This is a genomic window from Pseudomonas sp. HP_08, assembly GCF_055284095.1.
Genome location: NZ_JBTOQC010000052.1, coordinates 40,175 through 66,350 on the forward strand (window position 1 = coordinate 40,175; position 26,176 = coordinate 66,350).

A 26,176-nucleotide genomic window follows, 5' to 3' on the forward strand; every position below is an offset into this window, starting at 1 on the left:
CTGTATTTAATGGGTATTCGCACGCTGCCTGACTCAAGGCGGCAACGCGGATAAACAGCTGAATGCCACCGTTCGGGTCAGTAACACAAAGGAGTTTGACTGTCGCATGAGTAACTTGAGCTTTCCTTTGTTGTTGCGTGTTCCAGCACCGACACAGTCGAGCCTGACCTTCTGTGAAGCCAACCCGCGCGATTTGAAACGCTGGATCTCGACCCTGCCCAAAGCGAATCTGGGCGAAATGGCCCGGCAATTGTATCAAGGTCTTACAGAGCTCAATCTGTTACTCACCCCCAGCGAAAACCGCCTGCAACTGCTGGAGTTGCTGCGCCCGGAAGTGTATTTCGTCTGCAAGCACCTGGAACGCCACTTTCTCAATCAGTCCATCGTTCTGGATGAGCGCCCGCGCAAGGTTGCCAACCTGTGCCAGGCCCTGCAAAACCATCTGGCCACCGGTTACAAACTGATCATCCATCGCGTGGTGCCAAAATACACCCGCGAACGCGCCAGCCTGCTGACCACTGCGCTGCAACGTGCCTTGCACTGCCTCAACGGGCCGCTGGTGCGCGCCAGCCAGCTGTACTGCCCGGTGCAGGACGGCCTGTGGCTTGAACTGCACCAGATTTATCAGATCGCTCGCCAGTACCGGCTGCACACCACGCAAGTGCCTGATCCTCAGGCGCTGCACATGCGCAGCCTGAGTGTCGAGCAGACCTACATCATCGCCCTGATGATGGGCAATGCGCGCTGCAACCAGATGCGCCAGCTCAATATCGGCAAGCTGGCCGAGGCGCTGGAAGCCTGGAGCAGCCTGGTACGCCTGCAGGACAGCCATGAAGAAGGCAGCCTGTTTGCCCTGGACCCTGGCGCCGACAAGCCGGCACGCTACCGCACGCTGTTTGGCGAAGAGCTGCTGCCGCGCCTGCTCGGCATCAACCCGCTGGAGCTGGCCAGTGCGATCCATCAATACCTGGAACTGCCGATCGAACAACGCGCACAAGCCCGGCTGACGGTGCCGCCCGGCGTCAGCACCGACCTGTTGCAGCACCTGGCGGTCGCCTGGGGCGATGTGGCCGAACGGACCTTTCAACGCACCCCGGGCCAAGGCACTCTCAAGCTGTGCCTGGGCATGAGCGCCCTGCACTACTATCTGGGCGGGCGCAAATCGTTCAGCGAGCAACTGCAATTGCCGGCGGTGATCAAGGCAGCAGACTTCAGCCTCAAGGTCGCCAACGACAACGACGACCCGTGGTCGCAGGCGTTCGATACCCAGCGCGGCAACACGTCATCGTCCTTGCTGCCCTTCGAGCAGATCGAATACCCGAACGCCGAGGTCGATGCCGACGCCAGCAATGCCCAGCAAGACTTCCCGACCTATGAATTGAATATCGTCAACCACAGCCCCGGCGGCTATTGCCTGGCCTGGCAAAAAGAGGTCCCCAGCCAATTGCAGGCTGGCGAGGTGATCGGTTTGCAGGATGAAAGCGGACAAGGCTGGAGCGTTGCCATCGTGCGCTGGATTCGCCAGGTGCGCAGCGGCGGCACGCAAATGGGCATCGAACTGATCGCGCCGTTCGCCCAGCCCTGCGGCATGCAGTTGATTGGTGAGGTGCAGAACAGCCAGTACCTGCGCAGCCTGATGCTGCCCGAGATACGCCCGATGGAGAAACCGCCCACCGTGCTGGCGCCGCGACTGCCCTTCAAGGAGGGCAGCAAGGTGATGATGAACGTCAATGGCGACGAAAAACGCGCTGCCCTGAAAGGCCGCCACATCGCCAGCGCCAGTTACAACCAGTACGAATATCAGGTGTTCGAAGCGCCGAAAGCCGCCGGCCAGGACAAGGCCCGGGCCGGCGAAGAATTCGAATCGTTGTGGGGCACGCTTTAATGACGGCCCTCGCGGTCGCGAAAGCCCAGCAGGTAGAGGATGCCGTCCAGCCCCAGGGTTGAAATCGCCTGTTTGGCCGATTGCTTGACCAGTGGCTTGGCACGGAATGCCACACCTAAACCGGCAATCGCCAGCATCGGCAGATCGTTGGCGCCGTCGCCCACGGCGATGGTCTGCTCCAGGCTCAGGCCTTCCTTGTGCGCCAGCTCGCGCAGCAAATCGGCCTTGCGCTGGGCATCGACGATCGGCTCGACGGCAACGCCGGTTACGCGGCCGTCGACCACTTCCAGCTCGTTGGCGAACACATAGTCGATGCCGAGTTTTTCCTGCAGCTGCCTGGCGAAGTAAGTGAAGCCGCCGGACAGAATCGCGGTCTTGTAACCCAGGCGCTTGAGTTCGGCGAACAGGGTTTCAGCCCCTTCGGTCAGGCGCAGCGACGCGCCGATTTCATCCAGCACGCTGATGTCCAGGCCCTTGAGCAGCGCCAGGCGCTCCTTGAAACTGGCCCGGAAATCCAGCTCGCCGGCCATGGCCCGCTCAGTGATGGCCGAGACCTGTTCACCGACGCCTGCGGCCTTGGCCAGTTCGTCGATGACCTCGGCCTCGATCAGCGTCGAGTCCATGTCGAACACCGCCAGACGACGGTTGCGGCGGAACAGCGAGTCCTGCTGGAAGGCGATGTCGACGTTCAGTTCTTGAGCCACGCTGAGGAACTCGGCCTGCATGGCCTTGAGGTCACCGGCTTCGCCGCGCACCGAGAACTCGATGCAGCCCTTGCTCTTGTCGGCCGGCGTGTCGAGCGGCGTGCGCCCGGACAGGCGATCGATCTGATCGATGTTCAGGCCATAGCGGGCAATGATCGAACTGACGCATTGCAGTTGCTCGGCGGTGACCTTGCGGGTCAACAGCGTCACGATGTGCCGGGCCTTGCCCTGGCCGTCGACCCAGTGCTGGTAATCGTCTTCGGACACCGGGGTAAAACGCACTTGCTGGTCGAGTTTGTAGGCGGTGAACAAAACCTCTTTGAGCACCGAGGAACCCTGTACGGTATCCGGAATCTCAACCAGGATGCCAAACGACAGCGTGTCGTGGATCACTGCCTGACCAATATCGAGAATGTTCACGCCACCCTGGGCGAGAGCGCCGGTAATGGCTGCGGTGAGACCGGGACGATCCTCACCAGTGATGTTAATCAGGACGATTTCGCGCAAGGCGCACCCCCGCTATGGAAAAAAACCGCATTCTACCTGCTTTCAAGGCCTATCGGGCACAGCCAGCGCTTTGCCGTCTCAAGGCCGGTCGCTATACTGCGCGGCAACTTCTTCGAAAGAGCCGTGCTCTGTGAACCGGCCCACGCCCGTCAAATCCGATAACTTCTTCCTGCTGATCTTTCGTGCCCTGCGTCATCGCCGCGTACCGATTGCCCTGCGTATCGCCAGCCATAACGTGATTCTGGTGGCCCTGGCGCTGGTGATCTATGCCGGCGTCATGGGCTTGCAGTTCAAGCAGGCCATGCATGAGCAGGCCGATGCGCTGGGTCAGGCGCTGACCACCCAGACCGCGACCTCGGCCACCGAGCTGCTGGTGTCCAACGACATCCTCAGTCTCAATGTGCTGCTGGGCAATCTGGTGAAGAACCCGCTGGTGGCACATGCGGCGATCTACAGCGTCGACAACCGCATCCTCGCCGAAGCCGGGCAGCGCCCCAGAAGCGGCCTGCTGGGCGAAACCGAAGGCCTGTATGAAATCAAGATCACCTTCCAGGATGTGATGGCGGGTCATCTGCGCATCAGCCTGGACATGTCGCAGTTTCAGCAGCCGTTGACCATCAGCCTGCAAAGCATGGGCATTCTGGCCGGGATTCTGCTGGCGCTGGCGCTGGCACTGAGCCTGCGCCTGGGCCGGCACATCTCCACGCCGCTGATGCAATTGCGCCTGTGGCTGCGCAATATCGACCCTTATACGCCGGGCACCGAGCGCCAGGATGAAGTCGGCGATCTGGCCCGTCAGCTGCGCGCCTCGTTCGCGCCGCCCGAGCCTGAACAGCCACCGGAGCCCGAGTACGACCCTGAACTTGTCGACGACGATCTCGACGATTCATCGTTCTCGGCCCGCGACGACGAAATCATCGAGCAACCGGCCAAACCGCGCTTGCCGCCTGCGCCGGTGCCGCGCCGGATCGTTGCCGAAGAAGACCTGGACGATGACGATGCATTCGCCGACCTGCGCGAGCACGCAGCGCCAGCCGCACGCCCGGCCACGCTGCCGGTTGCGGCGGCGCCGGCCTATGTCGCACCGGCTTATAACGAACCGCAGCACAGTGCGATTCTGGCAGCGCAACTCGGTGCCCAGGACCAACTGCGACGCCTGCCGCGCGCGCGCCTGACCGACCTGCTGCAGCGTTATCGCGATTGCCTGGAACAGGCCGCCTCGCTGTACGACGGAGAAATTCACACCCTCAACGACGGCAGCACGCTGCTGCTGTTCCATAGCCAGGTCAGCGGCGAGGATTACCTCACCAATGCCATTTGCTGTGGCGAATTGCTGCGTGCCCTGAGCCATGCCTTGCAGGTCGAAGTCGCCGACAGCGGCATCACCTTGCAACTGCAATTGGGTCTGACGCTGGGCGAAGGCTTGAAAGGCCTGAGTCAGATCGACCTGCTGCTGACCGAAAAGGCCCAGGACGCCTTGGCCCTGTCGCAACACAGCCGCAACCTGCTGCTGGTCGAGCGCTCGGTCAACGACGACGAGCTGATTCGCCAGCGCGCACGCATCCGCCCCATCGCCAGCCCGGAAGGCGCTTGCTGTGTGGAACGTCTGATGGAGCCCTACCCGTCGATGCTCGAGCGCCAGCTGGCACGCATGCACGACTTGTAAGGGCGATTCGAAAGCCGTGCATAACCCTCTCGGGTTATGCACGCAGCAACGCAATCAGAAGCGGAACACTTCCAGATCGGTACGGATAGGCGCAGCCATGGGGATTTTTGGCTTGTCGGCCTGCGGCTTGGCGCGCACGACAGGTGCTGCCTTTTTCGGCTCTTCGACCGGCTGCCAGGCGATCGGCTTGATCGCGGTGCTGACCTGATCGGCCAGGCGCTGCAAAAGCAGGCCCTGCGCCTTGACCTGTGCGGCAGTCGTGCCGCTGTGTACCTCTTCCAGATGCACCAGACGGCTGTCGCGGACATTGCCCTTGCGGTCCAGCAGGCGCCATTGAGCGTCGAGGATGGCAGGCTGTTTGGTCCCCGAGTCGAGACGGGTGATGGACAAGAGAATCTGTACATCAGGCGAGAAGCTGGCACCCGGCGCAGGCGCCAGTACCACGCGCTGGCTGTCGAGCTTCCAGGCGATCTGGCGCAACAGCAACTGATCGATGTCGGATGACAGGTTACCGGCCCAGCGGCCATCGGCGGCAGCGGTCAGGGTACCGTCGGGCTGGCGTTGCAGCAGGGTTTCACGTTGCAGGTAGTCGGCAATCGAAACCGGGCCCAGCAACACTGCAAGACCGGCGCTTTGCTTGGGCTGGCCCGGCGCACCGCTGTCGAGCTGATACAGCGCGGCAGGCTGATGCACACTGCAACCGGCCAGGCCGAGTACACCGGTCATCAGCAGAATAAGGGGAAGGCGTAGGAAATTCATCGTCCCGTCCAGGAACCTGCATGCGGGCAGGTTACAAATTGAAAACTCATCAGAGTCATGCAGGCACAGAGCCACGCCTGCATTTAAAGACTCCATATCATCCGTGAATATCGGCTATGACTCCAGCGATTCTGCGGCGATCTTCGGCGCAAAACGAAGATCGCTGACAGCAAACGGCGTTTTTCAGCCGTTTTCCACCAACAGCGCGTCCACGCGCTGAAAGCCCCGTGGCAGCTTGTTGCCACGCCGGCCACGCTCGCCCTTGTAGTGCTCGAGATCTTCGGCCTTCAGCGACAGCGTGCGCTTGCCGGCCTGCAACACCAGGGTCGCGCCGTTCGGGATAACCGCCAGATCGCTGACGTACTCTTCGCGGCTGGCCACCCGCTCGCCCGGCACGCCAATGATCTTGTTGCCCTTGCCCTTGCCCAGTTGCGGCAAATCGCTGACGCGGAACACCAGCAGCCGGCCCTCGGTGGTCACCGCCGCCAGCCAGTTGCTTTCGCGGTCGCCGACCGGTCGCGGTGGAATGACTTTCGAGCCGCCCGGCAAGGTCAGCAAGGCCTTGCCGGCCTTGTTCTTGGCTTGCAGGTCATCGCCCTTGACCACGAACCCATAGCCGGCATCCGAGGCAATCACGTACAGCGCATCGTCTTCAGGCAGCAACACGCATTCAAAGGTGGCGCCCGGCGGTGGTTGCAGCTTGCCGGTCAACGGCTCGCCCTGGCCCCTGGCCGAAGGCAAGGTGTGCGCCGCCACCGAATAACTGCGCCCGGTGGAGTCGATGAACACTGCAAACTGATTCGAGCGACCGATGGCCGAGGTCTTGAAGCCGTCACCGGCCTTGTACGACAGCCCGGTGGCATCGATGTCGTGGCCCTTGGCGCAGCGCACCCAGCCCTTCTCGGACATCACGACCGTGACCGGCTCGGTCGGCATCAGCTCGTTTTCCGACAGCGCGCGGGCTTCGGCACGCTCGACGATCGGCGAGCGGCGATCGTCGCCATAGGTTTCGGCATCGGCAATCAGCTCGGTACGCACCAGCTTGCGCAGCTTGGTGTCGCTGCCCAGCAGGGCCTTGAGCTTGGCTTGTTCCTTGCGCAAGGCATCCTGCTCGCTGCGCAGCTTCATTTCTTCCAGACGCGCCAACTGCCGCAGGCGGGTGTCGAGAATATAGTCGGCCTGAATTTCCGACAGCTCGAAACGCGCGATCAGCTCGGCCTTCGGCTGCTCGGAGGTGCGGATGATGTGGATCACTTCATCCAGGTTCAGGTAAGCGGTCAGCAAACCGTCCAACAGGTGCAGGCGATGCTCGACCTTGTCCAGGCGGAACTGCAAGCGGCGGCGCACGGTGCCGATGCGGAACGTCAGCCACTCGCTGAGCAACACCCGCAGGTTCTTGAGCTGCGGCTTGCCGTCCAGGCCAATGATGTTGATGTTGACCCGGTAGCTCGATTCAAGATCGGTGGTGGCGAACAGGTGCTGCATGAGTTCGGCGGCATCGATGCGGTTGGAACGCGGGATGATGACAATGCGGCACGGGTTTTCATGGTCAGACTCGTCGCGCAGGTCGGCAACCATCGGCAGCTTCTTGGCCTGCATCTGCGCGGCGATCTGCTCCAGCACCTTGGCGCCGGATACCTGGTGCGGCAGCGCGGTGACCACAATGTCGCCGTCTTCGACCCGGTACACGGCGCGCATGCGCACCGAGCCCTTGCCGGTTTCGTAAATCTTCAGCAGGTCGGCACGAGGCGTGATGATTTCCGCTTCGGTCGGATAATCCGGCCCTTGAATGAAGCTGCACAGTTCTTCGACGGTGGCCTTGGGCTCGTCAAGCAAATGCACGCAGGCATTGGCCACTTCGCGCAGGTTGTGCGGCGGCACATCGGTGGCCATGCCCACGGCGATACCCGTGGTGCCGTTGAGCAGGATGTTGGGCAAGCGGGCCGGCAGTACCGCAGGCTCATCGAGGGTGCCGTCGAAGTTCGGCACCCAGTCCGCCGTGCCCTGACCCAGTTCGCTGAGCAGCACTTCGGAATAACGTGACAGGCGCGCTTCGGTATAACGCATGGCCGCGAACGACTTCGGATCGTCCGGCGCACCCCAGTTGCCCTGGCCGTCGACCAGGGTGTAGCGGTAGCTGAACGGCTGGGCCATCAGCACCATGGCTTCATAGCAGGCCGAGTCGCCGTGCGGGTGGAACTTGCCGAGCACATCACCGACGGTACGCGCCGACTTCTTGTGCTTGGCATCGGCGCCCAGGCCCAGCTCGCTCATGGCGTACACGATACGGCGCTGCACCGGCTTGAGGCCGTCGCCGATGTGCGGCAGTGCGCGGTCCATGATCACGTACATGGAATAGTTGAGGTAGGCCTGTTCGGTGAAGTCCGCCAGGGAACGGCGTTCTACGCCATCCAGGCTGAGGTCAAGGGAGTCGCTCATGCGGGCCTCGTCATTATTGGGTCGTCTGGCGCAGCAGCAAGGTGCCGCCACGCTGGGTGAATTCGAGTTGTTTCATGGCGCTCATGCCCAGCAGGATCTCGTTGCCATCCAGGCTGGGGGTGACCAGGGCACGGACGTCGCGCAGGACGATATCGCCCAGTTGCACGCGGTCCAGCCGGGTGCGAAAACCCTGTACGCGGCCATTGGCGGTGCTGACGGTGACCGGCACGCCGCGCTCAAGGCCCAGTTCGTCAGCCAGCTCGCCGGGAATCGCGACATCGGTGGCGCCGGTGTCGATCATGAACTGCACGTCCCGGCCGTTGATTTTCGCGGTACCGACAAAATGCCCCTGGCGATTACCTGCCAGACGCACTTCGATAACGCCATTGGCGTGTTCGGACACCAGGCTGCCATTGGGGTTGTGCTGCTTGTCTTCCCACTCGCCGAAAAAGCGCGTGGCCAGAAACAGCCCTGCCGCCCAGGCCACAATCATCAGGATCTTGCCGGCGCGCCGGCCGGGAACCGCTTGACTCATGGCGCACTCCAGCCGCGTGCCGGCGCTGCGAAGCGCCACACGACGGGTCGTTTTTCACCATCGGCGCGTGCACCGAAGTTGTTGTCCGTGCCGATCCAGGCACCGGTTTCGTCGACCACCAGCGCCTCGGTCAAGCCATACGGCTGATCGTAGCGGCGCTGCGGCTGGCGTGCTTCGCGGCTGAATGCCCAGCAGCGTTCGATCTGCCCGTCTTCCAGGTCACGCCGGCATATCCGGTACACCGAGCGCTCAAGCGTGTACAGCTTGCCGTTGTACAACGACAGGTCGGCAAAATCGCTCGACCTGTCACGATGACGCGTATCTGGCTGCACACGATCGACCTCGGCATACAGCACACAGGTCGGCTGGCAGTGCCATTTGTCAGCGTCGCGGCTGACCACCAGCAAGCCGCGTTGCTCACGCTCTGCCGCCAGCCAGATGCGGTCGCCCTGCGGGTTGACCGCGATGCCTTCGAAGATCGCATTGAAGCGTTGCAGCATGCCCTTGGCGCGGGCCTGTTCGACCAGCGCAGGCGGCAAGGCCAGCCAGCTGGCAGCGCCTTGCGGCGGAACCTTGAGCACGGCGGCGTGGGCTTCGCTGACCAGATAGCGATTACCTGCGGCATCGCAGCTCACGCCTTCGTAGTCCATGCCACCGCCGCGCACCACCGTCGACATGCTGGCCAGCGCACGCAGGCTGACCGGCAGATTGCTCGGCGGCTCGGGCACCTCGATGTGCTCGGCCTCGGCCTGCCATACGGTTTTGGTACGGTCCAGGCGATAGATCAGCCGGTCATCGCGGTCCGACACCGTCCACAACTGCCCGTTGCACAACGCCAGCCCCGAAAGATTGCCGCCCACCATGCCGTCCACCGGATGCTCGGACACCAGCTGGAGTTGCTCAAGCGGCACCAGCGCGTAGGCCGGTGCCGCCAGCAGGATCAACGCGGCAAGACAGGCTAGCCTCAACTCAGGACCTCGGCCAGGTTGCCCTTGGCTTCAAGCCAGGCCTTGCGATCCGGGGCGCGCTTCTTGGCCAGCAGCATGTCCATGATTTCCGAGGTCGCGGCAAAGTCCTCCAGGGTGAGCTGGACCAGACGCCGGGTGTTGGGGTCCATGGTGGTTTCGCGCAGCTGTGGCGGGTTCATCTCGCCCAGGCCCTTGAATCGCGTGACCTGCGGCTTGCCGCGTTTCTTCTCGGCCACCAGCCGGTCGAGGATGCCATCGCGCTCGGCTTCGTCCAGGGCATAGAAAATCTCTTTGCCCAGGTCGATGCGGTACAACGGCGGCATGGCCACATAGACATTCCCGGCATCCACCAGCGGACGGAAATGCTGGACGAACAACGCGCACAGCAAGGTCGCGATGTGCAAACCGTCGGAGTCGGCGTCGGCCAGAATGCAGATCTTGCCGTAGCGCAACTGGCTGATGTCGGTCGAACCCGGATCGACGCCGATGGCCACGGCAATGTTGTGCACTTCCTGGCTGGCAAGCACTTCGCCGCCATCGACTTCCCAGGTATTCAGAATCTTGCCGCGCAACGGCAGGATGGCCTGGAATTCCTTGTCGCGTGCCTGCTTGGCCGAACCACCGGCAGAATCACCCTCGACCAGAAACAGCTCGGAGCGCGCCGGATCCTGGCCGGCACAATCGGCCAGCTTGCCGGGCAACGCCGGGCCTTGAGTGATGCGCTTGCGTTCGACCTTCTTGCTCGCCTTCAGGCGCCGGCCGGCGTTGTTGATCGCCAGCTCCGCCAGTTGCATGCCCAGATCGGAGTGGGTGTTGAGCCACAGGCTGAAGGCATCCTTGACCACACCCGAGACAAACGCCGCCGCTTCACGCGACGACAGCCGCTCTTTGGTCTGGCCGGAGAATTGCGGCTCCTGCATCTTGGTCGAGAGCACAAAGGCGATGCGTTCCCAGACGTCTTCCGGGGCCAGCTTGACGCCACGCGGCAGCAGGCTGCGGAATTCGCAGAACTCACGCATGGCATCAAGCAGGCCCTGGCGCAGACCGTTGACGTGGGTGCCGCCCTGAGCGGTGGGAATCAGGTTGACGTAGCTTTCCTGCACGCTGTCGCCGCCCTCAGGCAACCACAGCAAGGCCCAGTCGACGGCCTCTTTATTGCCGGCGAAGCTGCCACAGAACGGCTCGTCGGGCAGGCGCAGAAATTCGGTGACCGAATCCTGCAGGTAAGAACGCAGGCCGTCTTCGTAATGCCACTCGACCTTCTCGCCGCTGGACTTGTCTTCGAAGCTGACCAGCAGGCCCGGGCACAACACGGCCTTGGCCTTGAGAACATGCTTGAGGCGGCTGACGGAGAATTTGGGGCTGTCGAAATACTTCGGGTCCGGGCTGAAATACACGCTGGTGCCGGTGTTGCGCTTGCCCACCGTACCGACAACCTGCAAATCCGAGGCCTTGAAACCGTCGGCGAAGGTCATCTGGTATTCGTTGCCATCGCGCTTGACCTTGACCCGCACCTGGGTCGACAGCGCGTTGACCACCGAAATGCCCACGCCGTGCAGGCCGCCGGAAAACTGGTAGTTCTTGTTGGAGAACTTGCCGCCGGCATGCAGCTTGGTGAGGATCAGCTCGACCCCGGACACACCTTCTTCGGGGTGAATGTCCACCGGCATGCCGCGACCATCGTCGCTGACTTCCAGGGAATGGTCGGCGTGAAGAATCACCTGCACCGAGCGGGCGTGACCGGCCAGGGCTTCGTCGACACTGTTGTCGATGACTTCCTGAGCCAGGTGGTTGGGCCGCGAGGTGTCGGTGTACATACCCGGACGCTTGCGAACCGGGTCGAGGCCCGAGAGGACTTCGATGGCATCGGCGTTATAAGAACTAGCGCTGGGAGTGGCCATGGGGTCTCGTCATCAATGGTTCATGAAATGTCGCATGTTCACATGCCGTCCTTTTCACAGGTGTGAAAGGTCGATCGCTTGCAACACGTGCGGTGCAAAACCGGCAATCGCCAGCAACTCTGGCAGACGCGCGGCAAAGCCTTGGTAGCTGTGGTCGCCGCCGTCCTGAATATCCAGGCTGCAACGTGCATAAAACGACGCAGCGCGGCGGTAATCCAGGGTTTCGTCGCCGGTCTGCAACCACACCCGAATCTGCTGCGGGTCGCTGGGGGCCGGCACTTGCAGGTCAGCCAGGGCCTGCACATGGTCCAGAGTCAGCTCCCAACGCTCGCCGGTGTACAGGTTTTGCTGGGTGCCCACAAAGCCGTCGAACAACTGGTGCGGATTGACCGCCGGGTTGATCAACACGGCTTTTAGCCCGTGGCGCTGCGCAAGATGGGTCGCATAGTAGCCGCCGAGCGAGCTGCCGACCAGCAGTGGCCGACCCAGGGCTGCAATGGCCTGTTCCAGCTGGCCGATGGCCTCACGGGGGTGATGATGCAGTTCAGGCACGCGTACCTGCGCCTCAAGACCCAGCGAGCGCATCAGCGCCGTCAGCTGGGTCGCCTTCTTCGACAGGGCCGAACTGTTCAGGCCATGGATATAAAGCAGTGTGGGGTTATCGCCGGTCATGCCATGCCTCCGCAAACTCGCAGCAGAACAAAGCCGCGTAGTTTACAGGAGTCAGCGGGTAGAAACGCATGGCAACTGTATCAATAGCCAGTGCCGGTGTAATCGACCCCGAAATCCGCCCCGGCCAGACGGCTGATTCCGGTTTCAAGCCGTCCGTCGTCGTGCAGGCGCAACCAGCGATAGCCGGGCGCGGCCGTGTCGAGGCCAAACTCCTCGCTGCCCGGCGCGAACTGGATGCAGGTCGACGGCGTAGACAGTAGCCGCACGCCCTCGCGCACCTGATCGAACGCCTGATGCACATGCCCCCACAACAGCGCACGCACCTGTGGATAACGGTCCAGCACCGCGAACAGCGCCACGGCGTTATGCAGACCGATGGGGATCATCCAGGCGCAGCCAATCGGCACGGGGTGATGATGCAGGCACACCAGATGATGCCGGTCAGGTGCCTCGCTCAACGATTGCTCAAGCAGTTGCAGTTGATCATCTTCCAAGTGACCGAACACCGAGCCCTCGACCTCGGAGTTGAGCATCGTGACCCGCCAGCGACCGATGTCGGTCACCGGCACCAGCACATCGCTGCCCTCTGCTGCCTCGGCCATCTGCGCCCATTCGTCATGGTTGCCCGGCAGCCAGCGCACCGGGGCGCCCAGTGGTTCGCTCATCTGGCGAAAGGTCTGATACGACTGCACCGTGCCGTCCTGGGAAATATCCCCGGTCATCAGCAACAGATCGATTTCTGGCTGCTCGGCCTGCACCAGCTCAAGCACTTTTTCCAGGCCGTCACGGGTTTTCATGCCCATCAGCGTACCGCTCGCCTCGGCAAACAGGTGGCTGTCGGAAAGCTGGACCAGCAGGACTGAGGAGTCCTTGATTGATGAACTCGGCAACGGCCGTCTCCCTGGAACGATACGTTGCGATTATGGTGGGTGATATCGGGTACGGCAAACCGGGAATGAGCAGCCGGTCACAGTGATGGTGATTGAAAGGCCATTATGTCTAGCGCACCGCTTCATACTCATGCCCGCACGCCAGGCAATGGCTCAGCCACTCACCCAGAAACAGGTTGAGCTGGGCCTTTTCGTCGGGCTGGTGCATGTGGGTATTGGGGTACGGGTAGATGCCGCGAAAGCGCCGGGCGTGTTCGGCGCCGATGACTTCGGCCATGCGTGCGTCGTGGTAGACCTGCACTTCAAGGCGCGGCACCGGCAGCCAGGGCAGGCTGTGCTCCTGGCTGACCTGCAAGGTAGTGGTGTAAGGGCAGTCCAGCAGCACTTCGACGGTCAGCACGCCGAGCATTTGCTCGCCTTGAGTGACCGCCACCCGACGCGAGCTTTTTTGTGTGCGCATGTCGGGTAACAGGCGCATCAGGCGGGCATAGTTGGCCTCGCATGCTGCCTGCAGGCCGGCAAGATCGACACGATAGCGCTCGCGCAAGAGATTCACGACCATAGCCCCCTGATTTCAGCGCGGTTCAAGGCCAGCCATTGCAAGGCAATGATGGTTGCCGCGTTCATGATCCGGCCATCGGCCACGGCCTGCAATGCGTCGTCGAACGACCAGACCGTTACCCGGATGTCCTCCCCTTCCGACTCCAGCCCATGTACGCCACCGGCGCCCTGGCTGTCGCATTGTCCCAGGAAAAGATGAACGTATTCATCGCTGCCGCCCGGCGAAGGAAAGTACCGGGTAATCGGCCACAAGGCCTGGAATGCAAGATCAGCTTCCTCTTCTGCTTCGCGATGAGCAACCTCTTCCGGTTGCTCATCCTTGTCGATCAATCCGGCGACCAGCTCGATCAGCCACGGGTTGCCGACTTTCTCCAGCGCGCCGACGCGGAACTGCTCGATCAGCACCACTTCGTCACGTTTGGCATCGTACGGCAGGACGCACACCGCGTCGTGGCGTACGAACAGTTCGCGGCCGATTTCACGGCCTGTGCCGCCATTGAACAGCTCATGGCGCAGGTAAAGCTTGTCGAGTTTGTAGAACCCCTGAAAGCAGTTTTCACGCCGGGTGATTTCAAATGCCGTCGGGGTCGATCGGGTAGTGGTCTGGGTCATGGAGGTCTCGCTGCAGGACGCTTTGGCTTCGGGCCATCCTAACGCGCATCGACCACCGGATGCAGCCCCCCTTCAAAATGCAGGGTAGACGCGCAAGCGCCAAAGCATTTCTAATCCGCCCAGCGGCGAACCGAAAGCCGGGTTTGCAGTCCAAGCAGCCTGCATACGCACGTCGCATGCGTTTTTTCCGACACCGCCAAGGATCATCAATGTCGTTATCGAAGATCGCCGCACTGGCTTGCCTGGCCGTTACGCTGGGTGCCTGCCAAAGCCTGTTCAAGCCCAACATGCGTGCCCCGCTGCAAGTGGAGCGCGAAGCCTGGGAGCAGATCAAGCCGGGCTGCAGCAGCGACGATTGCCCGCTGGTGAATATCGATACCGTGCATTTTCCCGCCGAACCGCGGCTTGACGCCATCGTGCAGAAAAACCTGCTGCAAATGGCCGGCAGCGAAGCAGGTACGGCGCCTGCCGCCACGCTCAAGGCCTATGAACAACAGTTTTTGAGCAGTGCCCAGGGCCGCAACAGCAGTTACTTGCAAGCCAAGGTACGCGAGCAACATGACGGCATTGTGGTGATCGAGCTGTCGAGCTACCTGGACACCGGCGGCGCGCATGGCGATCCGGGTCGCGCGGTGTTCAGCTACTCGCGCCAGCAACAGAAGGTGCTGACCCTGGCCGACATGGTCGTGCCGGGCAAGGAAGCCGAGTTCTGGGACAAGGCCCAGCTCGCCCACCAGGCCTGGATGGTGTCGACCAAGGTCAATGAAGACCCTGAATTCATCAAGACCTGGCCATTCAAGCGCACCCCCAACGTGGCTTTGACCTACGGCGCGGTGATCCTCAAGTACCCGGTGACCACCATTGCGCCCTACGCCATGGGCCATATCGAGCTGAAGATTCCTTATCCGCAGCTCAATGGCGTGATCAAGCCGGAGCTGTTCCCCGGTCGCGGCTGACACCGCGCCCCAGCACCATCTGCAACAGGCCGGCGGTGAACAGCGCCGGCAATGTAGCGCCGACCTCCGGGTACAGACTGGCCAGCAGGTGATAGGTGCTGACCCCGCCCAGCCAGGCCAGCAGGCTCAGGCCGCGCACGCCAGGCACCTGCGCTGGCGACCGGCGCCGGCGCAGCACGAAGTGGTCGACCAGCACCACGCCGAACAACGGCGCGAACAGCGAGCCGATCAGCAGCAAAAAGCTCTCGTACTGCGCCAGCGGCGCAAAGCAGGCGATCAGCGTGCAGAGCACACCAATCGCAAAGGCCAGGTGCTCGACCTTGAGCCCCGAAAGCATGGCGCTCGACACCGCCGCCGAATGAATATCGGCAAAGGCCTTTTCCGACTCATCGAGCAGCACCAGCAGCAGCGGAATGCCCATCCCGGCGCCGGCCAGCGCCAGCAGCAAGGCATTGGCTTCACCATCGGCGGCGAATGCCAGGGTGTAGCCGACGCCCAGGCTCATCAGCCAGCAATTGCCGATGAAATAACCCAGCACCGTGCCGAAGAACACCGGTTTCGCCTTGCGCCCGAAGCGTGAGTAATCGGCAATCAGCGGCAACCACGACAGCGGCATGGCAATGGCGATGTCCAGCCCGGTCGCAAACGGCATCGAACCGTCGCCGCCACGCGCCCAAAGCGCCGCCAGATCAGCCTTGGCCAGCAGGTTCCAGGTCAGCCACAGGCAGGCACCGAGCAACAGCCAGATGCCCCATTGGCGCAGGATCTTGCGCACAAAGGTCAGCGGCCCGCTGACGGCCAGCAAAGTGGCCAGACCACCGAAGAACAGCGCCCACAGCAGCGGGCTGGTCCACAGGCCGCCTTCGCCAAATGCGCGTGCGCCCAACAGGCTGGCGGCATCGCGCATGACAATGATCTCGAACGAGCCCCAGCCCACCAGTTGCAGCAGGTTGAGGATCGCCGGCAACACCGCCCCGCGCCGGCCGAGGCTGAGCTTGAGCGAGGCCATCGACGAAAGCCCGGTGTCGGTGCCGATGACCCCGGCGCTGGCCAGCAGCAAGACACCGACCAGCGTTCCCAGCGCAATGGCCAGCAACGCACCGCTCATGCCCAGCCCCGGCGCCAGCAGCGCGCCGGTTTGCAGGACCATCAGGCCGATGCCGAGGGAAAACCACAGAGAAAACAGATCGCGCCCACCGAATACGCGCCGCTCGGCAGAGACAGGCAGATCGGGGGAATAGGTGCCGGGTGTATTCACATCAGAGCCTCAATGAAAGGGTGACCAGTAGGAGCGCGCTTGCCCGCGACCGAGTGCGTAGCGCTCGCAAAATCTCGGAAACGCTGAAAATTTACGGCTGTAAATTCTGCGAAACGCTGAAAATTTACGACTGCTAACGCACTCGGTCGCGGGCAAGCGCGCTCCTACGGGGGGGGTGCGTTTCAGACCTTTTGGTAAAGCTGGCTGCCTTCCTGTTTGAAGCGTTCGGCCTGTTCGCGCATGCCTTCTTGCACCGACACATCGACGCTGTCGATGCGCTGGTTGGCGGCGTATTCGCGCACTTCCTGGGTGATTTTCATCGAGCAGAATTTCGGCCCGCACATCGAGCAGAAGTGCGCGACCTTGGCCGAGTCCTTGGGCAGGGTTTCGTCGTGGTAAGCGCGTGCCGTGTCCGGGTCCAGGCCGAGGTTGAACTGGTCTTCCCAGCGGAATTCGAAGCGCGCCTTGCTCAAGGCGTTGTCGCGGATCTGCGCGCCCGGATGACCCTTGGCCAGGTCGGCGGCATGGGCTGCGATCTTGTAGGTGATGATCCCGGTCTTCACGTCATCCTTGTTCGGCAGGCCCAAATGCTCCTTGGGCGTGACATAGCAAAGCATCGCGCAGCCGAACCAGCCGATCATGGCCGCGCCGATGCCCGAGGTGATGTGGTCGTAACCCGGTGCGATGTCGGTGGTCAGCGGGCCAAGGGTGTAGAACGGCGCTTCGTCGCAGCACTCCAGCTGCTTGTCCATGTTCTCCTTGATCAACTGCATCGGCACATGGCCCGGGCCTTCGATCATGCATTGCACGTCGTGCTTCCAGGCGATCTTGGTCAGCTCGCCGAGGGTTTCCAGCTCACCGAACTGCGCCGCGTCGTTGGCGTCGGCAATCGAGCCCGGACGCAGGCCGTCGCCCAGCGAGAAGCTGACGTCGTAGGCCTTCATGATTTCGCAGATGTCGTCGAAATGGGTGTAGAGGAAGTTCTCTTTATGGTGCGCCAGGCACCATTTGGCCATGATCGAGCCGCCCCGGCTGACGATGCCGGTGACGCGCTTGGCGGTCAGCGGCACATAGCGCAGCAGCACGCCGGCATGGATGGTGAAATAGTCGACGCCCTGCTCGGCCTGCTCGATCAGCGTGTCGCGGAACAATTCCCAGGTCAGGTCTTCAGCCACGCCGCCGACCTTTTCCAGCGCCTGATAGATCGGCACCGTGCCGATCGGCACCGGCGAGTTGCGGATGATCCACTCGCGGGTTTCGTGAATGTGCTTGCCGGTCGACAGGTCCATGACCGTGTCCGAACCCCAGCGAATGCCCCAGGTCAGCTTGGCGACTTCTTCCTCGATCGACGAACCCAGCGCGCTGTTGCCGATGTTGCCGTTGATCTTCACCAGGAAGTTGCGGCCGATGATCATCGGCTCCAGCTCGGTGTGGTTGATGTTGGCCGGAATGATCGCCCGGCCGCGGGCGATTTCTTCGCGCACGAACTCAGCGGTGATTTCCTTGGGGATGCTGGCGCCGAAGCTGTGCCCGGCGTGCTGCTGCTGCAACAGGCCGGTGGCGCGGGCCTCTTGCAGCTTCATGTTTTCGCGGATGGCGACGTATTCCATCTCGGCGGTGATGATGCCCTGACGCGCGTAGTGCATCTGGCTGACGTTGGCGCCGGCCTTGGCGCGGCGTGGCTTGTGCACATGGGCAAAGCGCAGCGCGGTCAGTTCGGCATCGTTGAGGCGTTGCTGGCCAAAGTTCGAGCTCAGGCCGCTGAGCAGTTCGGTGTCGTTGCGCGACTCGATCCATGGCGTGCGCACATCGGCCAGGCCTTTGCGCACATCGATGACCACATTGGGATCGGTGTAGGGACCGGAGGTGTCGTAGACGGTGACCGGCGCGTTGATTTCGCCGCCGAAGTCGGTCGGGGTCACGTCCAGGCTGATTTCGCGCATCGGCACACGAATGTCCGGCCGCGAGCCCTGAACATAGATTTTCTGCGAACGGGTGAAGGGCAGTACCGAGCCCGAGTCGACCTGGGCCGATTCACTCAGATGGGGTGCGTTTTTTGATTTTGTACTCATCATGGTCTCTCCTGACATCCTGTGGCGGATTGATTGTCGGAGTGACCTGAATAAACGGGGGGCGCGCCTTATAAAAGCAAAGACGCAGAGCATCGCAAGAAGGCGGGTGTTCGAATAAATTGAACGCACGACCCCGGACGACACTCAAGAGGACTCGCCGGGAGCGAGCAATCTTGTTCCCTACGCAGGCGTTAACCTGATCAGGTTCAACGGGATCCGGTTTAACCGATCTCAGCCTCATATCAAGGCACCCCGACAAGAACGGCGCCAGTCTATGCCGCACCGGGGGCCAAACGCCAGCCCCATGTGCATGCCCCGCGATAAATGGCCGATATGCCGGATTGTTGCGCCCGACGCCAGGCTCTACACTCGCGGACCCGGTCCGACTGCATTATTTACAGGAAAAGGAAACGCCTCATGCTGCGCAAACTGTCGTGGGTCATTGCTGTGTCGTTTGCTTCAAGCCCCCACGCCTGGGCCAACGATGCCCCGCTCACCGCCAGCACCGGGCTGGTCAATGTCTACCAGCAGGCGGTGGACAACAATGCCGACCTGGCGGCGGCCCGCGCCGATTACCAGGCACGCAGCGAAGGCGTACCGCAGGCCCGCGCCGGCCTGTTGCCGAACCTGTCGGCCAGCGCGCAGAACAACAACACCCGCACGCGCATCGACCAGCCGCGGGCGACCATCAGCCGCAGCGGCACGGTGTATCAGGCGACCCTGAGCCAGCCGCTGTTCCGCGCCGACCGCTGGTTCCAGTTGCAGGCCGCAGAAGCGGTGAACGAGCAGGCCGCGCTGGAGTTGTCGGCCACCGAGCAGAACCTGATCCTGCAATCGGCGCAGCTGTACTTCACGGTGCTGCGGGCCCAGGACAACCTGGCCACCACCAAGGCCGAGGAATCGGCCCTCAGACGGCAACTGGATCAGGCCAACGAGCGCTTCAACGTCGGCCTGTCGGACAAGACCGACGTGCTCCAAGCCCAGGCCAGCCACGACACCTCGCGGGCCAACCGCATCATCGCCCAGCGCCAGGTCGACGACGCCTTCCAGGCCCTGGTGACCCTGACCAATCGCCAGTACAGCGCTATCGAGGGCATGGTCCACAGCCTGCCGGTGCTGCCGCCCTCGCCCAACGACGCCAAGACCTGGGTCGATACCGCCGCCCAACAGAATCTCGATCTGCAAGCCATTAATCATGCCGTGGAAGCCGCGCAGCAGACCGTGCGCCAGCGCAAGGCCGGGCATGCGCCGACCGTCGATGCCGTGGCCACTTACCAGCGCGGCGACAACGACGCACTGGGCCTGACCAACCCCAACTACACCGGGCAGAACTACGGCGGCGATGTCGAGCAGCGCACGATCGGTGTGCAGTTGAACATTCCGTTGTACAGCGGCGGGCTGACCAGCTCGCAAGTGCGTGAAGCCTACGCGCGCCTGACCCAGAGCGAGCAGCGTCGCGAGAGCCTGCGCCGCCAGGTGGTGGAGAACACCCGCAACCTGCACCGCGCGGTGAACACCGATGTCGAACAGGTGCAGGCGCGCAAGCAGTCGATCATCTCCAACCAGAGCGCGCTGGAAGCCACGGAAATCGGCTATCAGGTCGGCACCCGCAACATCGTCGATGTGCTGGATGCCCAGCGTCAGTTGTATGCCTCGGTGCGCGACTACAACAACACCCGCTACGACTACATCCTCGACAGCCTGCGCCTGAAGCAGGCCGCCGGCACATTGAGCCCGGATGATTTGCAGGACCTGGCCCGCTATCTCAAGCCCGACTACAACCCGGACAAGGACTTCCTGCCGCCAGACCTGGCCGAGGCCGCACGCAAGAACTTCGAGCGCCCGGCTAAACGCTGATACCACGCACATCGCGTCTGGCACCGCACCCGTAGGAGCTGCTTTAGCTGCGAACTGCAACGCCACAGTTCCCGGCTAAAGCCGGTCCTACGGTCGATGCCCGTCACATCAACCGGGCAATCAAATCCAGCAATCGCTGCAGCGCGCCCTGGTTGGCTTTCATCACCTGCAACCCGGCATCGCTCATGCGGCGGGCCTTTTCAGGGTCATCGAACAGACCCTGCACCGCCGTCGCCAACGCCTGCGGGTCGCTGACTTCGAGCAAGGCGCCGGCGCTGCGCAGCATGGCGGCAATTTCGAGGAAGTTGAACAGGTGCGGCCCGCTGAGCACCGGCTTTGCCAACGCCGCGGGCTCCAGCAGATTATGCCCGCCATTGGCGACCAGGCTGCCGCCGACAAAGGCGCAGTCGGCCAGCGCATAGAGAAACAGCAGCTCGCCCATGGTGTCGCCGAGCAGCACGGTGGTCGATGCCTCGACAGCCTGACCACTTGAGCGGCGCACGGTATTGAAGCCCTGCTGCACGCACAGCTCATGCACGCTGTTGAAACGCTCAGGGTGGCGCGGCACCACAATCAGCAGCGCCTCAGGATGACGGGCCAGCACCAGTCGATGCGCCGCCAGAATACTTTCGTCCTCACCCGCATGGGTGCTGGCCGCGATCCACACCGGTCGCGCGCCGGCCTGCCATTGCTCGCGCAATTGCGCCGCCTGCACCAGCAGTTGCGGGTCAATACTCAGGTCAAACTTGATCGAGCCGGTCACGGTCACGCATTCAGGCCGCGCGCCCAGCACCCGGAAACGCTCGGCTTCGGTTTCGGTCTGCACGGCAAAGCCGTTCATCTCGGCCAGCATCGGCCGGGTCAGCCCGGCAAACCGCCCGTAGCCGCGTGCCGAACGCTCGGACAAGCGGGCATTGGCCAGCACCACCGGGATGCCACGGCGGGCGCACTGGTGAATATGGTTGGGCCACAGTTCAGTCTCCATGATGATGCCCAGCCGTGGCCGCACATGATCGAGAAAACGCGCCGCCGCCCAGGGCAGGTCGTATGGCAGATAACAGTGCTGAATGCGCGGCTCGCCTGCGAACAGCGCGCGGATGCGTTCGGAACCGGTGGGCGTCATGCAGGTGATGGTGATGGGCAGGTCCGGGTAGGCCTTGAGCAAGGCGCGCACCATGGGCGCGGCGGCGATGCTCTCGCCCACCGACACCGCATGCACCCAGATACCGCCCGGCTGCATGGGCGGCAGGCCAAAGGCAAAGCGCTCCTTGATGCGCTGGCGATACGCCGGCGCCTTGCGCGCACGCAATAACAGGCGCAGCGCAACCAGCGGCAGGCCCAGGTGAAACAGCAGGGTATAAAGGGTTCTGTTCATGGCGGCGAAGTTTACAAGGATCTGCGTCCGCCCGCGCCTATCCGATGGCCTGCAAATGCACGGCGAAGCGTTCGGCCAGCCATTGCGCGACCGGCCCCAAAGGTTCGTCGCGGCGCCAGGCCAGTTCGGTGACCAGCGCCGGCGGGCGCCATTCGCTGGCCAGTTCGACCATCTGCGCCTGGTAGGTCGGGTACTGCACCACATGGCGCGGCAGCCAGGCCCAGCCCAGGCCGCGCATCAGCAACTCGGCCATGGCGTAGAAACTGTCGGCGCGCCAGATCAGCGGGCTGATCGCCTCGCCACCGGGGTAATCGCTGTGCTGCGGGGTGATCAGCAACTGGCGATGACAGGCCAGTTGCTGGCGGGTGACCTGCCGCTCACGGGCCAGCGGGTGATCGACCGCGCACACGGTGACCATCTCGACACTGCCCAGTGTGCGGCGCTCCAATGATGACGGGATGTGTTCATGGTGAAAGAACAGGCCCAGGTCAGCGCGGCGCTCCACCAACTTGCGCGCCACATCGCCCTGGGCGTTGCTGGCCAGTTGCACTTGCAGGTACGGGAAGCGGCTGGACAGCTCTTTCAGGCTGTCGATCACCGGCTGGTAAGGCATGGCTTCGTCCTGCGCGATGCGCAGCAGCGCTTCCTGGCCGCGCATCAGCGCCAGCGCCCGGCCGTCCAGACGTTCGCACTGGCGCAGCAGCTCGCGGGCATCGGCCAGCAGCGCCTCGCCATTGTCGGTCAGGCGCGGCTGACGCCCGCTGCTGCGCTCGAACAGGGTCACGCCCAAATCCGCTTCAAGCAGGGCAATGGCATTGCTGATCGCAGATTGCGCCTTGCGCTGCTCACGGGCCACAGCCGAAAACGAGCGTAATTCAGCCACACGCAGAAACATTCGCAGCTGTTCAAGATTCCACTGTTCGGCCATCATCCTATCTCTTTATCAGATGGGTAATGACTTTACCCCATCTGGCCAACGCCTAAAATGCCGGGCACCCAAAGAAGGAGTCCGACCATGAATGCCTATTACCTGCTGGCCATCGCCATCTGCGCCGAAGTCATTGCCACCACCTCGATGAAAGCCGTCAAAGGCCTGAGCACCCCGCTGCCGCTGCTGCTGGTGATTTGTGGTTATGCCATCGCTTTCTGGATGCTGATCATCGTGGTGCGCACCATCCCGGTGGGTATCGCCTACGCCATCTGGTCGGGCATGGGCATTGTGCTGGTGAGCATTGCCGCGCTGTTTATCTACGGCCAGAAACTCGACTTGCCAGCCATGCTTGGCATGGGCCTGATCGTGCTGGGCGTGGTGGTGATCCAGTTGTTTTCGAAAACCGCAGGGCACTGATTGCCCCATAGGGTGCCTCTAAAAACGTAGGCGAGGCAGTCAACGCAAGGCAAAAACAGGCGAGCAACGGTCGGAGTCGCGTTCGACTTTACGAGTTGTAAATGAGCATTTGACCGGGCTGGCGCTCCAGCCTGTTTTTAACGCAGCGATGACAACGCAGGTAGTTTTTAGAGGTGCCCTATATACTGGCGGGCATCGTTTAGCTAAGAGGTGCCCATGCCATCTGTTATTTCCACCGACGTCCTGATCGTGGGCGGTGGTGTTGCCGGTCTTTGGCTCAATGCCCGCCTGCGTCGCCAGGGGTTTTCCACCGTGCTGGTAGAAAGCGGCCCTCTGGGTGGCGGGCAAAGCCTGAAATCGCAGGGCATCATTCATGGCGGCGCCAAGTACGCGCTGCATGGCGCGCTCAGCGGCGCCTCCGAGGCGATTGCCGACATGCCGCGGCGCTGGCGCGAGGCGCTGGACGGCCAGGGCGAGATCGATCTGGCCGGCGTGCGTTTGTTGTCCGACGCGCACTATCTCTGGTCGCCGGGCACCCTGGCCGGCAACCTCACCAGCTTCTTTGCCAGCAAGGCCGTTCGTGGCCGGGTCGATCAGGTCAAGGGCGATGCCCTGCCGCCTGCGCTTCAGCACCCAAAATTCAAGGGCAAGGTCTATCGCCTGGCCGAACTGGTGGTGGATGTCCCGAGCCTGATCGAGCGCCTGGCGCAGCTGGCCGGCGACAGCCTGCTGGCCGGCCAGACGATCGAACCGCTGCATGCCGGCGAGCAATTGATCGGCCTGCGCGTGGATGGCCGCGAGATCCATGCCCGACGCATCGTGCTCAGCGCCGGTGCCGGCACCGCGTCGTTGCTCGAAGCGCTGGGCATCCGCCAGCCACAAATGCAACGCCGGCCGCTGCACATGGTGCTGGTCAAGGGCCCGACCCTCAAGCCGCTATTCGCCCACTGCCTGGGCGGCGGACCCAAGCCGCGCATTACCGTCACCACTCACCCGGCCGCCGATGGCCAGCATGTCTGGTACCTGGGCGGCGACATCGCCGAAGCCGATGGCGTGGCCCGCGAGCCGGCCGCGCAGATTGCGACCGCCCGCGAAGAACTGCAAAAGCTGTTGCCGTGGATCGACCTCGACCAGGCGCAATGGGCGACCTTGCGGGTCGACCGCGCCGAGCCCGCGCAATCGGGCCTGGTGCGCCCCGACAACGCCTTTGTCGATGTGCAGGGTCCTTTGCTGGTCGGCTGGCCGACCAAACTGGCGCTGGCCCCGGACTTTGCCGACCGGGTACTGGCTGCGCTGAGCAAAGACGGCATCCAGCCGACCGCGCACGCCCTGCCTGCCGACCTGCCCAAGCCACCGTTGGCCATACCTGTCTGGGATCAACTGCTGCCATGACCCTGCCGACCCTGCATGACCTGCATCGCCCGTTGGGCAACACCGGCCTGAGCGTTTCACCGCTGGGCCTGGGAACCGTCAAGCTGGGCCGCGACCAAGGGGTGAAATACCCCAACGGCTTCAGCATCCCCGATGACCAGCAAGCCGCCAGCCTGTTGCGCCAGGCGCGTGAGCTGGGCATCAACCTGCTCGACACCGCGCCCGCCTACGGCATCAGCGAAGAACGCCTCGGCCCGCTGCTGCGCGGCCAGCGTCAGGACTGGGTGATCGTCAGCAAGGTCGGTGAAGAATTCGCCAATGGCCTGTCGCACCACGACTTCAGTGCTGCACACACCCGGCACTCCATCGAGCGCAGCCTGAAACGTCTCGAAACTGATTTTATCGACATGGTTCTGGTGCATTCCGACGGCAACGACCTGGCGATTCTCAACGACACGCCGGTGTACCAGACCCTCGCTGAACTCAAGCGTGAAGGCAAGATTCGCAGCTTCGGCTTCTCTGGCAAAACCGTCGAAGGCGGCCTGCTGGCGTTGCGTGAAGGCGACTGCGCCATGGTCACCTACAACCTCAATGAACAAAGCGAAAAACCGGTTCTGGACTACGCTGCCGCTCACGGTAAAGCGATTCTGGTGAAAAAGGCGCTGGCCAGTGGTCACATCTGTCTGGAACCGGGTGTCGACCCGGTACGGGCCAGCTTCGGTTTACTCTTCGCACATCCAGGCGTGGCCAGTGCAATCGTCGGGACCATCAACCCTGTACACCTGGCGCACAACGTGGCCAGTGCCGCAGCCGTGATTCGTCGTCAAGCCTGACGCCGGCGGCCGACCCCAACGCAAGAAGGAGCCGATATGCCGCGAACCCTGATCCGCAACAACCCCAGCAACTTCAAGACCCTCTCGCTGCTGGTCGAGGCCAGCGCCGAAGGCCTCAGTTATGAAAGTGTCGGCATGCCGCTCAACTTCGCCCAGACCCTGCAACGCCGGCGCAAGATCGAGGTGCCGGATAACGAATGCTTTACCACGGAGCTTGCCAACCTTGGGGTGTCGATCCGCCTGACGCTCAGCTGGCAGAACCGCGACTACTGGGTATTGGTCCGCCAACGGCGCAAGGATCGCGGCGATGTGGTGCTCAAGCTGATTTCCGGCTATGTGCCGGCCCACGAACTGAGCCTGCCGCTGCACACCGCCATTCAGGAAGTGGCCGAAGAATGCCTGATCGAGACGCCGCAAGGCTGGCTCAGCGGGCGCTACAAAGACACCTGGCTGCCGGCGCCGTATGCCGCAGCGCTGCATTACCGCGAGGCCATGCCGTTCAGCCTGAGTCCGTTGTCGGGCGCCGCCAGGCCGGTGCGCAGCGGCAGCCTGACGCTGATCGAACGACCCCGCGCCTATGTGCACTTGCCCACCGCCTCGCTGCAACTGATCTACGACATGCGCCTGGAAATCCCGCGTGAAGCCCGGCCGGTGAGCCTGTTCCACGTCGATGAGAGCCTTGAAGACCAGCACCTGGTCGCGCGCCTGAACCGCAGCAAGCCGGACCTGTACCTGATGCCGCTGGAAAACGGCAGCCCGCTGCCGGAGCTGTACACCCTCAAGCGCGACCGGCTGACGCCAGTGGGCACACGCGGTTTGTACCTGGCCGAAAGCTTCGCCCGTCAGGAAGGCTGGGTCGTCAGTGAAGAGCGGATTCGCTGGAAGGACTGGCTGCGCCAGCAGGGCCTGACGCCGCCGCCCAAAACCACCGGGCTGACGCGCCTGACCGGCAAGGCCCGCGAGCTGCTGCAAAGAGCGCGCTCGCGACTGGCCAAATAAGAACGACT

At 62.9% G+C, this 26,176-nt stretch carries 22 protein-coding genes and 1 riboswitch; of the genes, 8 read left to right on the top strand and 14 right to left on the bottom strand.

Going from position 1 to position 26,176, the window contains the following annotated elements:
• The first annotated feature begins 106 nt into the window (after window positions 1–106).
• Window positions 107–1,885 (top strand): molecular chaperone, encoded by a 1,779-nt coding sequence (locus ACYAS9_RS28035; protein ID WP_463571757.1) that lies wholly within the window; start codon window positions 107–109, stop codon window positions 1,883–1,885.
• Here the strand turns inward: ACYAS9_RS28035 and serB are convergent.
• Window positions 1,882–3,096, bottom strand: coding sequence for a phosphoserine phosphatase SerB (gene serB, locus ACYAS9_RS28040; protein ID WP_463571759.1), 1,215 nt, complete (start codon window positions 3,094–3,096; stop codon window positions 1,882–1,884). The genes ACYAS9_RS28035 and serB overlap by 4 nt on opposite strands.
• Window positions 3,097–3,226: 130 nt before the next feature.
• On the opposite strand from serB, the gene ACYAS9_RS28045 reads away from it, so the two are divergent.
• Complete coding sequence (locus tag ACYAS9_RS28045) at window positions 3,227–4,762, top strand: AhpA/YtjB family protein (RefSeq protein WP_463571761.1); 1,536 nt, start codon at window positions 3,227–3,229, stop codon at window positions 4,760–4,762.
• A 54-nt stretch (window positions 4,763–4,816) separates the two neighbouring features.
• Here ACYAS9_RS28045 and ACYAS9_RS28050 read toward each other — a convergent pair whose 3' ends face one another.
• The 9 genes from ACYAS9_RS28050 to ACYAS9_RS28090 all read right to left on the bottom strand — a co-directional run bounded on the left by ACYAS9_RS28050 (window position 4,817) and on the right by ACYAS9_RS28090 (window position 14,099).
• Window positions 4,817–5,521: a PqiC family protein gene (locus ACYAS9_RS28050; protein ID WP_463571762.1), complete on the bottom strand. Its 705-nt coding sequence runs from the start codon at window positions 5,519–5,521 to the stop codon at window positions 4,817–4,819.
• A 183-nt stretch (window positions 5,522–5,704) separates the two neighbouring features.
• Window positions 5,705–7,960: a DNA topoisomerase IV subunit A gene (gene parC, locus ACYAS9_RS28055; RefSeq protein WP_463571763.1), complete on the bottom strand. Its 2,256-nt coding sequence runs from the start codon at window positions 7,958–7,960 to the stop codon at window positions 5,705–5,707.
• A gap of 13 nt (window positions 7,961–7,973) precedes the next feature.
• Window positions 7,974–8,495 (bottom strand): retropepsin-like aspartic protease family protein, encoded by a 522-nt coding sequence (locus ACYAS9_RS28060; RefSeq protein ID WP_463571764.1) that lies wholly within the window; start codon window positions 8,493–8,495, stop codon window positions 7,974–7,976.
• Window positions 8,492–9,463 (bottom strand): esterase-like activity of phytase family protein, encoded by a 972-nt coding sequence (locus tag ACYAS9_RS28065; protein WP_463571765.1) that lies wholly within the window; start codon window positions 9,461–9,463, stop codon window positions 8,492–8,494. The genes ACYAS9_RS28060 and ACYAS9_RS28065 overlap by 4 nt, the downstream gene beginning before the upstream one ends.
• Window positions 9,460–11,364, bottom strand: a complete 1,905-nt coding sequence (gene parE, locus ACYAS9_RS28070; protein ID WP_463571766.1) for a DNA topoisomerase IV subunit B — start codon at window positions 11,362–11,364, stop codon at window positions 9,460–9,462. Before parE ends, ACYAS9_RS28065 begins: the two co-directional genes overlap by 4 nt.
• A gap of 54 nt (window positions 11,365–11,418) precedes the next feature.
• Complete coding sequence (locus tag ACYAS9_RS28075) at window positions 11,419–12,036, bottom strand: YqiA/YcfP family alpha/beta fold hydrolase (RefSeq protein WP_463571767.1); 618 nt, start codon at window positions 12,034–12,036, stop codon at window positions 11,419–11,421.
• An 80-nt stretch (window positions 12,037–12,116) separates the two neighbouring features.
• A complete protein-coding gene (gene cpdA / locus ACYAS9_RS28080) occupies window positions 12,117–12,926 on the bottom strand; it encodes a 3',5'-cyclic-AMP phosphodiesterase (protein ID WP_463571768.1) in 810 nt (269 codons plus the stop codon).
• 109 nt (window positions 12,927–13,035) lie between these two features.
• The gene (locus ACYAS9_RS28085) at window positions 13,036–13,488 is read right to left on the bottom strand and encodes a DUF1249 domain-containing protein (RefSeq protein WP_463571769.1); all 453 of its coding nucleotides are present in this window, start codon (window positions 13,486–13,488) and stop codon (window positions 13,036–13,038) included.
• Window positions 13,479–14,099 carry an NUDIX domain-containing protein gene (locus ACYAS9_RS28090; RefSeq protein WP_463571770.1) on the bottom strand — a complete coding sequence of 207 codons (621 nt, stop codon included), beginning with the start codon at window positions 14,097–14,099 and terminating at the stop codon, window positions 13,479–13,481. Before ACYAS9_RS28090 ends, ACYAS9_RS28085 begins: the two co-directional genes overlap by 10 nt.
• A 209-nt stretch (window positions 14,100–14,308) precedes the next feature.
• Here ACYAS9_RS28090 and ACYAS9_RS28095 point away from each other — a divergent pair, with 209 nt between their 5' ends.
• Entirely contained in the window at window positions 14,309–15,055 is a 747-nt protein-coding gene (locus tag ACYAS9_RS28095) for an RsiV family protein (RefSeq protein WP_463571771.1), read from the top strand.
• On the opposite strand, the gene cytX is transcribed toward ACYAS9_RS28095, so the two are convergent.
• Window positions 15,024–16,313, bottom strand: a complete 1,290-nt coding sequence (gene cytX, locus ACYAS9_RS28100; RefSeq protein WP_463571772.1) for a putative hydroxymethylpyrimidine transporter CytX — start codon at window positions 16,311–16,313, stop codon at window positions 15,024–15,026. The two genes, ACYAS9_RS28095 and cytX, sit on opposite strands and share 32 nt — an antisense overlap.
• A 182-nt stretch (window positions 16,314–16,495) precedes the next feature.
• Complete coding sequence (thiC, locus tag ACYAS9_RS28105; protein ID WP_463571773.1) at window positions 16,496–18,385, bottom strand: phosphomethylpyrimidine synthase ThiC; 1,890 nt, start codon at window positions 18,383–18,385, stop codon at window positions 16,496–16,498.
• Between the two features lie 160 nt (window positions 18,386–18,545).
• Window positions 18,546–18,650: riboswitch (TPP riboswitch) on the bottom strand.
• A gap of 152 nt (window positions 18,651–18,802) precedes the next feature.
• Between thiC and ACYAS9_RS28110 the strand changes: the two genes are divergently transcribed.
• Entirely contained in the window at window positions 18,803–20,242 is a 1,440-nt protein-coding gene (locus ACYAS9_RS28110) for a TolC family outer membrane protein (protein ID WP_463571774.1), read from the top strand.
• A 103-nt stretch (window positions 20,243–20,345) separates the two neighbouring features.
• On the opposite strand, the gene waaA is transcribed toward ACYAS9_RS28110, so the two are convergent.
• Complete coding sequence (gene waaA, locus ACYAS9_RS28115; protein ID WP_463571775.1) at window positions 20,346–21,617, bottom strand: lipid IV(A) 3-deoxy-D-manno-octulosonic acid transferase; 1,272 nt, start codon at window positions 21,615–21,617, stop codon at window positions 20,346–20,348.
• A gap of 37 nt (window positions 21,618–21,654) precedes the next feature.
• Complete coding sequence (locus ACYAS9_RS28120; protein WP_463571951.1) at window positions 21,655–22,545, bottom strand: LysR family transcriptional regulator; 891 nt, start codon at window positions 22,543–22,545, stop codon at window positions 21,655–21,657.
• A gap of 87 nt (window positions 22,546–22,632) precedes the next feature.
• Here ACYAS9_RS28120 and ACYAS9_RS28125 point away from each other — a divergent pair, with 87 nt between their 5' ends.
• The 4 genes from ACYAS9_RS28125 to ACYAS9_RS28140 all read left to right on the top strand — a co-directional run bounded on the left by ACYAS9_RS28125 (window position 22,633) and on the right by ACYAS9_RS28140 (window position 26,168).
• A complete protein-coding gene (locus ACYAS9_RS28125; protein ID WP_463571776.1) occupies window positions 22,633–22,965 on the top strand; it encodes a DMT family transporter in 333 nt (110 codons plus the stop codon).
• A gap of 216 nt (window positions 22,966–23,181) precedes the next feature.
• A complete protein-coding gene (locus tag ACYAS9_RS28130; protein WP_463571777.1) occupies window positions 23,182–24,357 on the top strand; it encodes an NAD(P)/FAD-dependent oxidoreductase in 1,176 nt (391 codons plus the stop codon).
• Window positions 24,354–25,169 (top strand): aldo/keto reductase, encoded by an 816-nt coding sequence (locus ACYAS9_RS28135; protein ID WP_463571778.1) that lies wholly within the window; start codon window positions 24,354–24,356, stop codon window positions 25,167–25,169. Before ACYAS9_RS28130 ends, ACYAS9_RS28135 begins: the two co-directional genes overlap by 4 nt.
• A 36-nt stretch (window positions 25,170–25,205) precedes the next feature.
• Window positions 25,206–26,168, top strand: coding sequence for a metal ABC transporter ATPase (locus ACYAS9_RS28140; RefSeq protein ID WP_463571779.1), 963 nt, complete (start codon window positions 25,206–25,208; stop codon window positions 26,166–26,168).
• The last annotated feature ends 8 nt before the right edge of the window (window positions 26,169–26,176 follow it).